This window comes from Labrenzia sp. R5_0, assembly GCF_017743835.1.
Taxonomy (GTDB): Bacteria; Pseudomonadota; Alphaproteobacteria; order Rhizobiales; family Stappiaceae; genus Roseibium; species Roseibium algicola.
Map to the genome: position 1 here is coordinate 611,348 of NZ_JAGHRK010000001.1, position 13,395 is coordinate 624,742.

12 protein-coding genes are annotated in these 13,395 nt (G+C 58.4%); 6 read left to right on the top strand and 6 right to left on the bottom strand.

The genetic code is table 11. The annotated features are described in order from the left end of the window. The first annotated feature begins 104 nt into the window (after positions 1-104). Positions 105-1,163 carry a Gfo/Idh/MocA family oxidoreductase gene (locus J7447_RS02845; protein WP_286188892.1) on the top strand — a complete coding sequence of 353 codons (1,059 nt, stop codon included), beginning with the start codon at positions 105-107 and terminating at the stop codon, positions 1,161-1,163. Next, positions 1,156-1,830 carry a GntR family transcriptional regulator gene (locus tag J7447_RS02850; protein ID WP_023000008.1) on the top strand — a complete coding sequence of 225 codons (675 nt, stop codon included), beginning with the start codon at positions 1,156-1,158 and terminating at the stop codon, positions 1,828-1,830. The genes J7447_RS02845 and J7447_RS02850 overlap by 8 nt, the downstream gene beginning before the upstream one ends. Before the next feature lie 73 nt (positions 1,831-1,903). Here the strand turns inward: J7447_RS02850 and J7447_RS02855 are convergent, their stop codons facing one another. After that, positions 1,904-2,458, bottom strand: coding sequence for a DUF2585 domain-containing protein (locus J7447_RS02855; protein ID WP_209168690.1), 555 nt, complete (start codon positions 2,456-2,458; stop codon positions 1,904-1,906). 178 nt (positions 2,459-2,636) lie between these two features. Between J7447_RS02855 and J7447_RS02860 the strand changes: the two genes are divergently transcribed. Both J7447_RS02860 and J7447_RS02865 read left to right on the top strand, forming a co-directional pair. Next, a complete protein-coding gene (locus J7447_RS02860) occupies positions 2,637-4,238 on the top strand; it encodes a peptide chain release factor 3 (protein WP_031268973.1) in 1,602 nt (533 codons plus the stop codon). Between the two features lie 450 nt (positions 4,239-4,688). Continuing rightward, positions 4,689-6,158 carry a diguanylate cyclase gene (locus J7447_RS02865; RefSeq protein WP_206905322.1) on the top strand — a complete coding sequence of 490 codons (1,470 nt, stop codon included), beginning with the start codon at positions 4,689-4,691 and terminating at the stop codon, positions 6,156-6,158. Between the two features lie 35 nt (positions 6,159-6,193). Here the strand turns inward: J7447_RS02865 and minE are convergent, their stop codons facing one another. Genes minE through minC form a run of 3 tightly spaced genes read right to left on the bottom strand, consistent with a single transcriptional unit; the run spans position 6,194 to position 8,165 of the window. Continuing rightward, positions 6,194-6,454 carry a cell division topological specificity factor MinE gene (gene minE, locus J7447_RS02870; RefSeq protein ID WP_023000012.1) on the bottom strand — a complete coding sequence of 87 codons (261 nt, stop codon included), beginning with the start codon at positions 6,452-6,454 and terminating at the stop codon, positions 6,194-6,196. Then, entirely contained in the window at positions 6,451-7,272 is an 822-nt protein-coding gene (gene minD, locus J7447_RS02875; protein ID WP_006939389.1) for a septum site-determining protein MinD, read from the bottom strand. The genes minE and minD overlap by 4 nt, the downstream gene beginning before the upstream one ends. A 56-nt stretch (positions 7,273-7,328) precedes the next feature. After that, on the bottom strand, positions 7,329-8,165 hold the full coding sequence (minC, locus tag J7447_RS02880) for a septum site-determining protein MinC (RefSeq protein ID WP_209168691.1): 837 nt from the start codon (positions 8,163-8,165) through the stop codon (positions 7,329-7,331). A 341-nt stretch (positions 8,166-8,506) separates the two neighbouring features. On the opposite strand from minC, the gene J7447_RS02885 reads away from it, so the two are divergent. Next, entirely contained in the window at positions 8,507-8,839 is a 333-nt protein-coding gene (locus J7447_RS02885; RefSeq protein WP_139314017.1) for a hypothetical protein, read from the top strand. Between the two features lie 34 nt (positions 8,840-8,873). Here J7447_RS02885 and J7447_RS02890 read toward each other — a convergent pair whose 3' ends face one another. Next, complete coding sequence (locus tag J7447_RS02890) at positions 8,874-11,396, bottom strand: ATP-binding protein (protein WP_209168692.1); 2,523 nt, start codon at positions 11,394-11,396, stop codon at positions 8,874-8,876. After that, positions 11,393-12,145, bottom strand: a complete 753-nt coding sequence (locus J7447_RS02895; protein WP_023000016.1) for a response regulator transcription factor — start codon at positions 12,143-12,145, stop codon at positions 11,393-11,395. Before J7447_RS02895 ends, J7447_RS02890 begins: the two co-directional genes overlap by 4 nt. 231 nt (positions 12,146-12,376) lie before the next feature. Between J7447_RS02895 and phnD the strand changes: the two genes are divergently transcribed. Continuing rightward, positions 12,377-13,354 (top strand): phosphate/phosphite/phosphonate ABC transporter substrate-binding protein, encoded by a 978-nt coding sequence (gene phnD / locus J7447_RS02900; protein WP_208984471.1) that lies wholly within the window; start codon positions 12,377-12,379, stop codon positions 13,352-13,354. The last annotated feature ends 41 nt before the right edge of the window (positions 13,355-13,395 follow it).

Below are 13,395 nucleotides of genomic sequence, written 5' to 3' on the forward strand. Positions count from 1 at the left end.
TAATGTCGACTATCAAAAATCCAATGATGGAATTGCCGCTTCGAAACAGGGAAAGCCTTCGGGTCTTCTGCCGATTTCAGGAGTGTGCGGGAGGACGAAAAAAGATGAACGAAGGCTCTGCAAAAGACCTGGGCGTCTCGGACACGTTACGCGTTGCCTGTCTTGGAGCGGGCTACTTTGCCCAGTTTCACTACGATGCCTGGCGCAGGGTTGAACGGGTTCGGCTGGTCGGTTCCTGTGATCAGGATCCCGCGAAGGCGAAGGCCACTGGACTGACTGCCTTCAGTGATCTGGAGTGCATGCTGAAGATGGCGAAACCCGATCTGCTGGACATCATCACGCCGCCGCCGACGCATTTCAGCGCCATCGAGCTTGCAATCAGGAAGGGGGTGAAGACAATCATCTGCCAGAAACCGTTCTGTACCTCGCTCGAGGAAGCCCGGAAGGCAACGAAGCTGGCAGAAGAAGCCGGCGTGATCATCGTCATCCATGAAAACTTCCGTTTTCAGCCCTGGTACCGGACAATCCGACAGGCTCTGGAACGGCAACTGCTTGGCGATTTGCTTCAGGTAACTTTCCGGCTGCGCACAGGGGACGGGCAGGGGCCGACAGCCTATCTGGACCGGCAGCCGTATTTTCAGGAAATGCCCTGGTTGCTGATCCATGAAACCGGCGTTCACTGGATCGACACGTTTCGCTACCTGATCGGCGAGCCCGAGGCGGTCTATGCGGATCTTCGCAGGCTCAACCCGGCCATCAAGGGAGAGGACGCCGGCTATTTCATTTTCGACTATTCAAACGGGGTGAGAGCGCTCTTCGACGGCAACAGGCTTCTGGACCACGCCGCCGAAAATTGCAGAACCACACTTGGTGAAGCTCTGTTGGAGGGCACCCGGGGAACGCTGACATTGAAAGGCGACGGCTCGGTGCGCTTGCGTCATTTCGGCGACAAGGACGAAACTCTTCTGCTGGCGGCACAGGATTGGCCTGGCTTTGGCGGCGATTGCGTCAAGAATCTGATAAGCCATGTTGTAGACGGTCTCCTGGATGGAAAGCCGCTGGAAAACGAGGCGCGGAGCTACCTGAAGGTGATTGCAATCGAACAGGCCATCTATGAGTCGGACCGCAAGGGGCAGAAAATCCGGGAGTTTGACTGTGCTTGAGGCTCCGAAACAAAAGACCATCACCACCCAGGCCATGGAGCAGATCCGCCAGCTCATTTTCGACGGTGAACTGGCGGCAGGCTCCGATCATCTCGAAAGCGAACTTGCCGACCGGCTTGGCATGTCCCGCACACCGGTGCGCGAGGCAACCTTGATGCTGGCCCAGCAAGGCCTTCTGGAGGTGCGACCACGCAAGGGTGTTCGCATCGCCACCTTGTCGTTGAAGGACATGGAGGAAATCTACGCCATCCTGACCGAACTGGAGAGCCTTGCTGCCGAAGAAGCCGCTGAACAAGGCTATTCGGAAACGGATCTTGCGGATCTCAAGCAGGCGATCGAGGCCATGGAAGATGCATTGGAGCGTGAGGACCGGGAAGCCTGGGCGATAGCCGATGATGCCTTCCACACGGAGCTTGTCCGCCTCGGTGGCAACTCGCGTGTTCAGTCCATCGTCTCGATGATGTCCAATCAGGTACGCCGGGCACGCGCCATGACGCTTTACATTCGCCCCTTGCCGGTCAAGTCCAACGAAGACCACCGGGCTGTCTTCGACGCGATCCGCAAGGGCGACGCCCAGGCAGCACGCCAGCGCCATCATCTTCATCGTCAGGATGCCCGCGAGGTGCTGATCGAGCTTCTGAAAAAGCACAAGCTGTTTCAGCTCTGAGCTTCACTCGGATGTATTTCTCTCGCCAGGCTCAACGATAACGGCGTAGGAGGGGGGCAGCAGGTGGCAGTGCCTACCCGCCTTGCCAGACCTTGATCGCCTCGACCGGGTAGACCAGCATCAGAACGTTCAGCGTCAGATTGTCCTTTATCACCCAGAGCGCGAGCAGTTCGAAGGCAATCCCGACCAGGATCGTCACCCAGACCGGCATGCGCCAGGCAAAGAAGAAGCCGGCGAGCATCCAGAGAATATCGAAGACGGAATTCAGGACACTGTCACCGGTGTAACCAACGGCAATGGTCGCTTCGCGGTACCGGTCGATGATCCAGGGGCTGTTTTCGACGATTTCCCAGGCTGCTTCGATGAAGATCGCTCCGAGCGCGCGCTCACCGACGGAACTGTGTCTGAAAACCAGCCACAGGAACAGATAGAACAGGAAGCCGTGGATGATATGCGAGGGCGTGTACCAGTCGGCGATATGTTGCGAGGAACCGGCGACATCGCTGGCCGGTGTCCACAACAGGACATAGCCGCAATCACAGATCGGGATCCGCCCCATGGCCAGGAGAATGGCCGCTGTGGCGGCAATCATCACCAGGCCGACGATCAGACATTTGCTTCGGCTCATGGGGTCTCCTCGGACTGTCGGGGCAAATCGGCGATTCTCTACTGGAAATCTTCAAGAATTCTCTCTATGACCTTCCGCCAACGAAACATCAATCCGTCCGGCTCTGAGTGGAAGGTTGCGCCCCGGTTTTCCCGGCGTGTTTGCGCGGCCCCGCCGGATTTGGGATCAGGAGATCTTCATGACTGGCCTAAACGGCACGGCGCCTTATCAGTCCCGGCGCACCTTTGCGATTATTTCACACCCGGATGCCGGTAAGACGACCCTGACCGAAAAGCTGCTGCTTTCAGGCGGCGCGATCCGGGCGGCGGGCCAAGTGCGCGCCCGCGGCGAACGCCGCCGTGCAAGGTCCGACTGGATGAAGATCGAGCAGGAACGCGGCATTTCCGTCTCGTCTTCCGTCATGACGTTCGAGCGCAAGGGCATCGTCTACAATCTGCTCGATACTCCGGGTCACGAGGACTTCTCCGAAGATACCTATCGCACGCTGACTGCGGTCGATGCGGCCATCATGGTGATCGACGCTGCAAAGGGTATCGAAACACAGACCCGCAAGCTGTTCGAAGTCTGCCGCCTGCGCGACATCCCGATCATCACCTTCGTCAACAAGATCGACCGTGAAGGCCGGCATGCGCTGGAGATTCTGGACGAGGTACAGGAGGCACTGGCTCTCGACGTCTCTCCGCAGACATGGCCCGTCGGGATGGGCTCGGACTTCTTCGGCGTCTATGACTGGCAGAAGAAGAAATTCCACACGTCCGACGGCGAGCGCGGTGGTGCCTTTACCCAGACCAAGGACGTTTCCGGTCTTGATGACGAGGTTCTGACCGGCACCGTGTTCGACCGGATCATGGATGAACTGACCGAGAACGTCGAACTGGGCGCCGAAGGCTACGCCGAATTCGACAAGGAAAGCTTCCTGGAAGGGCACCTGACGCCGGTTTTCTTCGGCTCGGCGCTGCGCGACTACGGCATCGAGGAAGTGCTCGATTTCATCGCCGACTTCGCCCCGCCGCCGCATTCGCAGCCGGCGACAGGCGGGCGCACAATCATGCCGCAGGAAGACAAGGTCACGGGCTTCGTCTTCAAGGTTCAGGCAAACATGGACCCCAAGCACCGCGACCGCATTGCCTTCGTGCGCCTGTGCTCCGGCACCTTCAAGCGCGGCATGAAGCTGAAGCACGTTCGCGCCGACAAGCAGATTGCCGTCTCCGCACCGATCTTCTTCTTTGCCGAGGAACGGGAAATCGCCGACCTTGCCTATCCGGGCGATGTCATTGGTGTTCCCAACCATGGCCAGTTGCGTGTTGGCGACACATTGACCGAGGGCGAGAACATCCACGTCACCGGCCTGCCGGCCTTCGCACCGGAAATCCTGCGTCGCGTACGCCTGTCCGACACCATGCGCGTCAAACAGATGCGCCAGGGCCTTCAGGACCTGGCCGAAGAAGGTCTGGTGCAGATCTTCAAGCCGGATCTCGGCTCCAACTGGATCGTCGGCGTGGTCGGCGCACTGCAGCTTGATGTCGTGGTGGATCGGCTGAAGGCGGAGTATGGCACTGAAATCGGCTTCGAAGCAGTGCCTTACACCACCGCCCGCTGGATCGAAACCGACAGCCAGACCCTGCAGAAGATGCTGGAAGGCCACCGCATGTCGATCGCCAACGACCGTGACGACAAGCCGGTGTTCCTGTTCAAGAACGCCTGGGAAATCGGTCACGTAACCGAAAAATTCCCGGACGTGAAATTCCGCGAAACGCGCGAGATCGTCTACGAGGCGTAACCGGAAAATCCGGCTCCAGCCTTTTTCCTTCCACTGAGCCTCAGTGTCATTGAGCTGGGGCGACCTCAGGGGCTGAGAGGAATGAGCATGGGCGCCGGACCACCTGGTTGGCCTCAGCCTTCATCCGGCGCTTTGCCGCGCCCCACGAACCGTGCGCTGTCCATGGGGGGCTATGTTACCTCGCTTGGGTTTTTCACAAGAAACGATTTCGAGTTTGAGAAGTTGGCTCGTGACTAATACGGATTCATGAGAGTTATTTTGAAGATAATTTATTGTAATTTTTAACGGTGACTGTCTTTCAGTTCGAGTATTTGTGAAATATTTGGCTAAGTATTGATTTTAAATAATATTTCTTGTGTTGATAGAGCTCAAAGGCTTCTCTAGGATACTTGCAGCTGCCGGAATATAGGTATTTCCAGCTGGAATGCAGCTAAGAGAGCGAATAAGCAAGTGCGATACGAGCCTGTCGGGCATGGTTCGCCGCCGCTTCAAAAGGCCAAGGGCGAAGCGCAAGCGGTAGAAATCCGCCGTCTGTCCAAGCCGTTCTGGATAACCGTGATCATCAGCGCGGTGAGCCTGATGGCGTTTGTGTCGTTCCTTTCCTGGACCCTTGACCGCAATTCCATCCGATCTTCAGAGCATATTTTCACGGCCATGCTTGGCGATCGCTCCGATCATCTGGCGGACATCACGCTTGAGTACGGCTATTGGAACGACGCGGTCGAAAACCTTGTCGAATCCTTTGACATGACCTGGATACGGGAAACCTTTGTCGACTACATGCAGGAAGAACTGCAGATCGACGGGATCCACCTGCTGGATGGCAACAACCAGCCCAAGGTTCATGTGGTGGAAGGCAAGGTCGCCAATACGGACTTGCGGGTTCGCTATGGGCCTTCGATGAGCGTTCTGATTGCCGATGCCCGAAATACGCCGCAGGATGAGGCGCCGGTTCCGGCAACAGGTCTGGTTGGCAACCTTGAGACGCTTTACCTCGCCAGCGCTGTTTTGCTGACGTCCTACACGGAGGACAGCGACACCAGTACCGATCATGTGCTGGTCTTCGCACGGCCTATCAATGCCTCAGTCCTGGCGGATATGGCGGAGAAATATCACTTGCCCGGTCTTGGGTTGGCGCAAATACCCCCGGCCTTCTGGCAGGCTGGATACGACATTGAGACCGTGGACAGGCGGCACCTCGGGTTTTTCGTTTGGAACCCGGAATTGGCCGGATTTCGGATGTTGCCTCTTCTGGCCCTTGGGGTGCTGGCGGTCTATCTCGGCATGTTCTTGTCCGCGCGCATGTTCTTCCACCGTGCAACAGATACAGTCCGGGCACTTGCGGAAGCCAAACACCAGGCGGACAAGGTCAAGGAACTGCTGGCCAATCAGGTCAGGAGCGACCCTCTGACGGGGTTGGGCAACAGGCGATTGCTGGATGAAAAGCTGGCACTCCTGCAAGACGTCAAGCCGTTGGCGGACGGTCACGCGCTGCTCTATGTCGACCTTGATCGGTTCAAGGAAATAAACGACACCTACGGCCATGAAACAGGGGACCTGGTGCTTTTGCATGTCGCGGAAGCTTTGACCGGCCTTGTAAATGCGGACGACACGGTTGTCCGGCTGGGCGGGGATGAGTTCGTCATTGTGTTCGGCAGGGCACGGCGCGAGCGGGTGCTTTCGGCAAGCCGGGCGATCGTGGAACAACTCAGCCGGCCGGTGAACCTGGACGGTGCTACCTATACCTTCGGAGCCAGTGTCGGCGTCGCTTTTTCGCACAAGCCTTCGGAACTGCTTCGCCAGGCGGATGTTGCACTTTATTCGGCGAAACGGCGGGGCAGGGCACAGGTCGCGGTCTATTCTTCCGACCTGCTGGATTTCCGGCATGTCCCCATTCAGTCGGCAGCTCAGCCGGGCTGATAGGAAAAGACCGGCCAGAAGGCCGGTCTTGAACGTCAGGAGGCTTTCGCTGGCGGCAATTCGATGTCGATGCCGAGCGTGGTGACGTCACCGGTCCTGTCCATTTCGAGACGGACGGAGTCCGGGTCGATCGCAACGCGCTTTGCCACGACAGCCAGGATGTCTTCCCGCAGACTTGAGATCAGGACCGCGTCGGAGCCGTCGTCGGCCCGTTCGTGCGCCAGCAGAATTTGCAGCCGGTTCTTGGCAACAGAGGCACTTTCACCTCTTTTGCCAAAGAGGCTCAGGATGTTCATGCGGCCCTCCCCTTGAAGAACTTGCCGAACAGGCCCTTCTTTTCCTCAGGGATGGTGACCGGGATATTTTCACCCAGCAGACGGCGCACGGCCTCGGTATAGGCCTTTGCGGCTGGCGAATTTTCGTCCGACAGCGTGATCGGCAGACCGACGTTGGACGCCTTCAGCACGTCCTTGCTTTCCGGCACGACGCCGATAAGTGGAACGGAGAGAATGTCGACGACATCGTCGGTTGCCAGCATGTCACCGGTCTTGGCACGCTCGGTGTCGTAACGGGTGATCATCAGGTGCTTCGGCATCCGACCACCGTCTTCGGCAATCTTGGTCTTCGCGTCGAGCAGGCCGATGATCCGGTCGCAGTCGCGTACGGACGACACTTCCGGGTTGGACACGATGATGGCCTCATCCGCATGGCGCATGGCCAGCGTTGCGCCGCGTTCGATGCCCGCGGGGCTGTCGCAGATCACCCAGTCGAAATACATCCGCAATTCGCTGATGACGCTGGCAACGCCCTCTTCGGTCAATGCGTCCTTGTCCCGGGTCTGGGAAGCCGGAAGCAGGTAGAGGTTGTTCAGCTTCTTGTCGCGCACCAGCGCCTGTTTGATCGAAGCTTCGCCGCGCACCACGTTGACGAGGTCGAACACGACCCGCCGTTCCGCACCCATGATCAGGTCGAGGTTGCGCAATCCGACGTCGAAGTCGATGGCGCAGACCTGGTAGCCTTCTTTGGCAAGCGCCGAGGCGATAGCTGCGGTGGTGGTGGTTTTGCCCACGCCGCCCTTGCCTGACGTGACCACAACGACAGTAGCGTTGCTCATGGTGTTCGTCCTGTTTTTGTTGTCAGTCCGGCGGCCTTCTGCAGCCGGCCCTGTGGTTAGTTCAGCTCTTCAAAGACGAGGGTCTCGTTTTCGAAGCGGATCTGCGCGGGTGCGTTGCGCAGGGCGCCATCGAAATCGTCCGCGACCTTGTAGAGCCCGTTGATGGAAACCAGCTCCGCATCCAGCTTGGAACAGAAGATACGGGCGCTGTCCTTCCCTGCGACACCGGCCAATGCACGTCCGCGCAGGGCGCCGTAAACGTGTATCGAGCCACCGGCGATTATTTCGGCGCCGGAACTCACGGAGCCGATGACAGTGACGTCGCCTTCCGGATGCAGGATGCTCTGGCCCGAGCGCACCGGTTCGGTAATCACGATGGAAGATCCGCTTGCGATGCTGGCCGGCGAGGTTTCCCACGCTTCCGGTTCGACATCGCTGTCACCGTTTGCCTTGCTCACCTTGGCTTTGGGTTCAGCGGCTGTCTTCTTGGACTTTGCAGTTGTGCTCTTGGCCGAGCCATCTGCGTCCTTGGCGTCTGGCTTTTCGGTTTCAGAACCGTTTCCAGCCACGGCCGAAGCGTTCGCAGGGGTCGGGACATCCACGTCGGACGCCAGACGGCCACCGGAAAAGCTCGGCGGCATGCCGGCTTTCAGGCGTGTTCCGGCGACACCGTCAATTCCCATCACCCGGATCGAGCGTTCGGCAAGTTCGGCAAGAAGCTGTTCCAGCTCTTCAATCGGAATCTTGGTTCCCCGAACGTCCAGAATGATCGGCCGGTCGATGAAAAATCCCGGCGAGCGTTCGATGATCCGGTCGATTTCACGGAACCAGTCCGCGAAGGGCGGCTCCGGGCTCAGAACGATGGCAATGAAGGATTTTCCCTTGAACTTCATCAAAGAGTCCGGCGGCACAATTGGTCAGGTTGATTTGGTCGGATAAACCTATCATTAACCGAACCGGACAATCGGGCAGGCGACCGTTTTCCACCGATATCAATTTTCATCAGATATTTCAGATAATTGGCTCTTCCACCTAGTGCGCTGGTCAATTGCAATGGGACCCTCTTGCCAAAAATACCAAGAGAACCGCCAAGAATCGCAGCATTGCGTTGCTGCCCGCCTGCTTTGCCGGCGCATTGGTTAACTCAATTCCCGTAAAGAACTGGATTTTTGCCATATTGCAGTGCAAAATGTAGGTTCTGGTGTTTGGGGCGCAGAGCGTCTTGGGGAAAAGAATGAGTAACTTCAGTGATATGATGACATATCTCGGTCTCGATACGAGTGAGGCTGCGATGGTACTCAATGTATCTGAAGATGAAATTCTTCGCTGGTGCAATACGAGCGAGGCTCCTCCTATCCATATCTGGCAGGGCCTTGTGCGCATGCTCGACGAAATCCGCCTGTCGGCCGAGGAAGCCGCCAAATCGGCCGATCTCGATCATCTGGATGCAACGGACCTCAACCGGATCAACCTGATGGTGCCTGGCGGAACCACGTCGGATCTTGCAGGCCCGAAGCGGGCCGCAACTGCGCTCGCGGTCGCGACACTGGCACGGGTCTTCGTTTGATCTGAACCGAGCCTTCGGTTCGGTTCGCGCCTGCTCAGGCATGTGCGTTGAGCTGCATCCCGATCTTTTCGGCCAGTGCTTCCGCATCCACCGGCTTGGGCAGCTTCGAAAAACGTTCCGGAAATCTTTCTGAAAACTGGTCGTCCTGTGGCAGATGCCCCGAAACGGCAACGACCCGGCAATCGGGGTGCATATCAAGAGCTTTCGCCACAAGGTCCCAGCCCGAGTGACCATTGTCGAGCTGCAAGTCCGTCACCATGATGGAATAGGGCATGTCGCGGCCAATCCTGACCTTGGCATCCTCAAAACAATGCTCTGTCGTCACCTTGTACCCGAACCTTGTCATGAGGTCCGATATTGCAGCTGCCGACCTCCGGTCGTCATCAACCACAAGAGCGTGCCCGATCCCGATCCCGGCCACGGTCTCGACAGAATGGGCGGTTTGTCCACGAGGCTGCTGGGGAAAGGTCAACGTTACGCAGGTTCCGTGCCCCGGCTGCGATGCAATGTGGATGGTGCCGCCTGATTGGTGCGCGAATCCGTGCACCATGGACAGCCCTAGGCCCGTGCCTTCACCATTCGCGCGGGCGCTGAAGAAAGGCTCTGCGGCCTGGCGCAACGTATCTGCATCCATACCGCAGCCATCATCCTGCACCGATAGCGAGATCGTCCCGTCTGTCTGCCGCGTCACGGCAATTTCGATATGTCCTTCGTCTTCGATGGCCTGACCTGCATTGACGCACAGGTTCAAGATGGCGCTTTCCAGCTGGCCGGGGTCGATCCGCGCATGCATCGGGCCTTCGTCGCACCTGATCGTCAGCGTTACGGTTTCGGGCAGGGCCATCGACAACAGGTCTTCCATGCCTTCCGCAATCACGGCGATATCGGTTTCGATGGGGGCAAGGTGTTGTTTGCGGGCGAAGGCCAGAAGCCTCTCGATCAGCGAAACACCGAGTTCGACTGCGTCATTGATCCTCGCCTTCAGCACGGAGGCCTTGGGGGTAAGCTCGCCCTCCAGCATGTGAAGATTTCCGGAGATCGTGGACAGAATGTTGCCGAAGTCATGGGCAACTTCGCCTGTCACCTTGCCGAGGCTTTCCACTCGCCGGATTTCTTCCAGCCGTTCGTCGATCCTTTTGCGTTCCGTCGTTTCGGAAAACAGCCAAACCGAGCCGCCGTCGGGCAATGCAGACTGGCGCACTTCCAGCACGCGGCCGGTGGTGTCGGCGTATTCGCCAAATCCGGCGCGGTCGTTTTCATTGGCACGGCGTTCGAACGGTGACTTTTCCAGAAGTTCCGGCAAATTCATGCGTTTGCCGCGGCCAGCCCTTTCAAGGCGCAACAACTCCCGGACACGATCATTTTCGGCCAGGATCTGCCCGGTTGGCGACAGGACCGCGACACCGTCGCTTATGTTCTGGAAAACGGTGATGAAAAGCTCGTTTCGACGCCAGACTTCCCTGGTTTTCCGTTCCAGGCGCAGGGCGTTGGACCGGAACTTGCGGAAGGCCTCTGACAACTGCCCGATTTCGTCCGACGAGCTTGCCTTCTTGGGGAGCCGCGCCTTCAGATCTCCAGCCGCCAGCCGCCGCATGACTGCGGTGATCTGGTGCAGGTTGCGAACCACGTAGCGGGAGACAAACAGGGCGGAGCCGATGGCAACAATCAAACTGATGCCGGTCAGGACAAGAATGACGGCCTTTGCAAAGGTAATGCTAGTCGTTGTCTTGTCGCGTGAATCGCGAAGCCGCAGCTTTGTGTCCGTCACCTTCTGAAGGGCGTAGGCGTTCACCTGCGCGAGCTCGGTGCGAATACGGAAGAGTGCGTTTTCGGCATCGAGCTTGGCAGCGAGGCTGGCATAACGCAGCGAGAACAGGTCGCCCCGCCGCATCACGGCGTCATCGACCTCGGCCAAGGCGGCGCGTACGGCGGCAGGGGCATTGGAAGCAATGTCCTGACGGATACGCCGGAAGCTGCTTTGCTGCTCGCCGACCTTGATCAGCTCCTGACTGCGCAAGGCACCAATGGCAGCCATGACCAGTTGCTGCAGGGCTGACCAGTCCTGACGGTCCTCAGGCGATTGGTCCCGAGACTGTGCGAGCCTCCGGAAGCGTTTTTGAAGGCGCTCCAGATCCTGATCGATCAGTGCGAGTTCTGCAGCGTTCCTGCCTTGTGGAACCATTGCGCGGGCCAGATCGGTGATCGCGACCCGGATGCGGGCAAGAGGCCTGATGAGGTCGGGATCGCCACCACCCAGTGTCTCGATGTGATCAAGCGTTGCGAGAATTCGTTCGGCCTCGCTTTCCAGTTGGAAGCTGGGGCTTAGCGTCATCAGAAAGGGCGCGGAGGCGGCCAGTTTCGACGCGTTGCCGGAAAGTTCCAGGGCGTCGGAAACGTCGCTCAAGGTCTGGTCGTGAAATGTGCCGAGCTGCTCTTCGGCGCTGTTGAGAGTGATGAGGGCAATGGCCCCGACAACCATGACCACGACAAGAAGCAGGCCGATGGAGGAAAGCAGCAGCGAGCGGATGCTGGGTTGGCGGAGCCGGGACGTGCTCATGGTCCGTCCGCCTGCAGGACGAAGATGTATCCCTGTGCGCGGCGGGTCTGCAGATGAACGGGCTTGGACGGAACATTCTCGATCTTGCGGCGCAGCCTCAGGATCAGGACATCGATGGTCCGGTCGACATAGCGCTGCATGTCGCTGCCGATCTCGCGCATCAGGTCCGTACGGGGAATGATCCGGTCCGGGTTCTTCACGAAATATTCCAGGAGGACATATTCCGCATTGGTCAGCGGAATCTCGTCGCCGTTGCCGTCAAGCAGTTCCCTGCGTTTCAGGTTCACCCTCTTGTCGCCGAAGATGATCTCCTGATCCTTGCCGGCTTTCGCAGCTGAAACGCCATGCCCGTAGCGTCGCAGAACCGCGCGAATGCGGGCGACGAGTTCGCGCGGATTGAACGGCTTCATCAGGTAGTCGTCAGCGCCTGTCTCAAGGCCGATGATCTTGTCGATCTCGTCGCCCACACCGGTCAGCATGACGATTGGAAGCTCGCTGGTTTCGCGAATGTGAATGGCAAGGGTCAGACCGGATTCGCCCTTGAGGCGCAGGTCAATCAGCGCGAGGTCGAAATCCTGGGGACTGCCAGCCGCCTTGAAGCCGTCGCTGTCCTGAAACGCAACCGGTTCGAACCCGCTTGCCTCCATGAGAGCAGACAGGGTTTCGCGCACATCCGCGTCATCATCGATGATGGCAATCACCGGTCTTGTCGCGCTTGCATCCATGCCGTCGCTCTCTTGCACCTTCATGAGCTGTCTAACACAAGGACCAGGTTGCGAGACCAGAATCTCGTTACAATTGTTTCACCCGCCTATGGGTGGTTGTAACACTGTTAACAAAATAGGGCTGTCCAACAGCTTCTGTTAACACTTCGCCGCTCGTTTTCCCTCGCCACATCCCGCTAGGCTTAAGTCGATCTTTCAAGAGCCTTGCGGTGCGATGCGCTGTGAGGCGCGAGTGATCTGTAATGGGAGGAAAATATGAGAAATATGCTGGCCCGGCTCGGTTCCGTGGCTTTTGTGACCGGTTTTGCCCTTTCGTCCGCTTATGCAGCTGAGTGCGCGAACCAGGGTGCACTTGATAGCATCTACTGCGATGCCAATGGCGATCTTGTCGCCGATGCCCCGTCCGATCCGGCCAAACTGAGCAACCCGGACACGCTTGTCTTCGCATACACTCCGGTTGAAGATCCGGCCGTTTACGCCGACATCTGGGCACCTTTCATCGAGCATCTGGAAACCGTTACCGGCAAGGACGTGCAGTTCTTCGCCGTGCAGTCGAATTCGGCTGAAGTGGAAGCCATGCGGTCCGGCCGTCTGCATATCGCGGGCTTCTCGACCGGCCCGACGCCTTTTGCCGTCAATCTCGCCGGTGCCGTGCCGTTTGCGATCATGGGCAGCGAAGACGGTCAGTTCGGCTACCGCCTTCAGATCTACACCCAGGCCGACAGCGATATCAAAACGCCTGCCGATATGAAGGGCAAGCGCATCGCGCACACGTCTCCGACGTCCAACTCGGGCAACCAGGCGCCGCGGGCCCTGTTCCCGGACCTCGGTGTCGTGCCGGATCAGGACTATGAAGTCATCTATTCCGGATCCCATGACCAGTCGATGCTGGGTGTGGTTGCCGGCGACTATGACGCCGCACCGGTCGCTTCCGAAGTTGTTGACCGCATGGCGGAACGTGGCCTTTACGATCCGGAGGAAGTGCGCATTGTCTGGGAAAGCGATCCGTTCCCGACAACCTCCTTCAACTATGCCCACGACCTGGACCCGGCCCTCGTTGAAAAAATCAAGGAAGCGTTCTTCAGCTTCGACTTCAAGGGCAACAAACTGGGTGAGGAATTCGAAGGCGTAAGCAAGTTCGTCCCCATCACCTACAAGGATCAGTGGGCTGTCATCCGGCAGATCCAGGCCAGCAACGGTGTTGAATACACGCCGCAAGGTCTTGCCAAGTAAGACAACTGGCTTTGACGGCCCGCCGTGAGTTGAACTCCGGC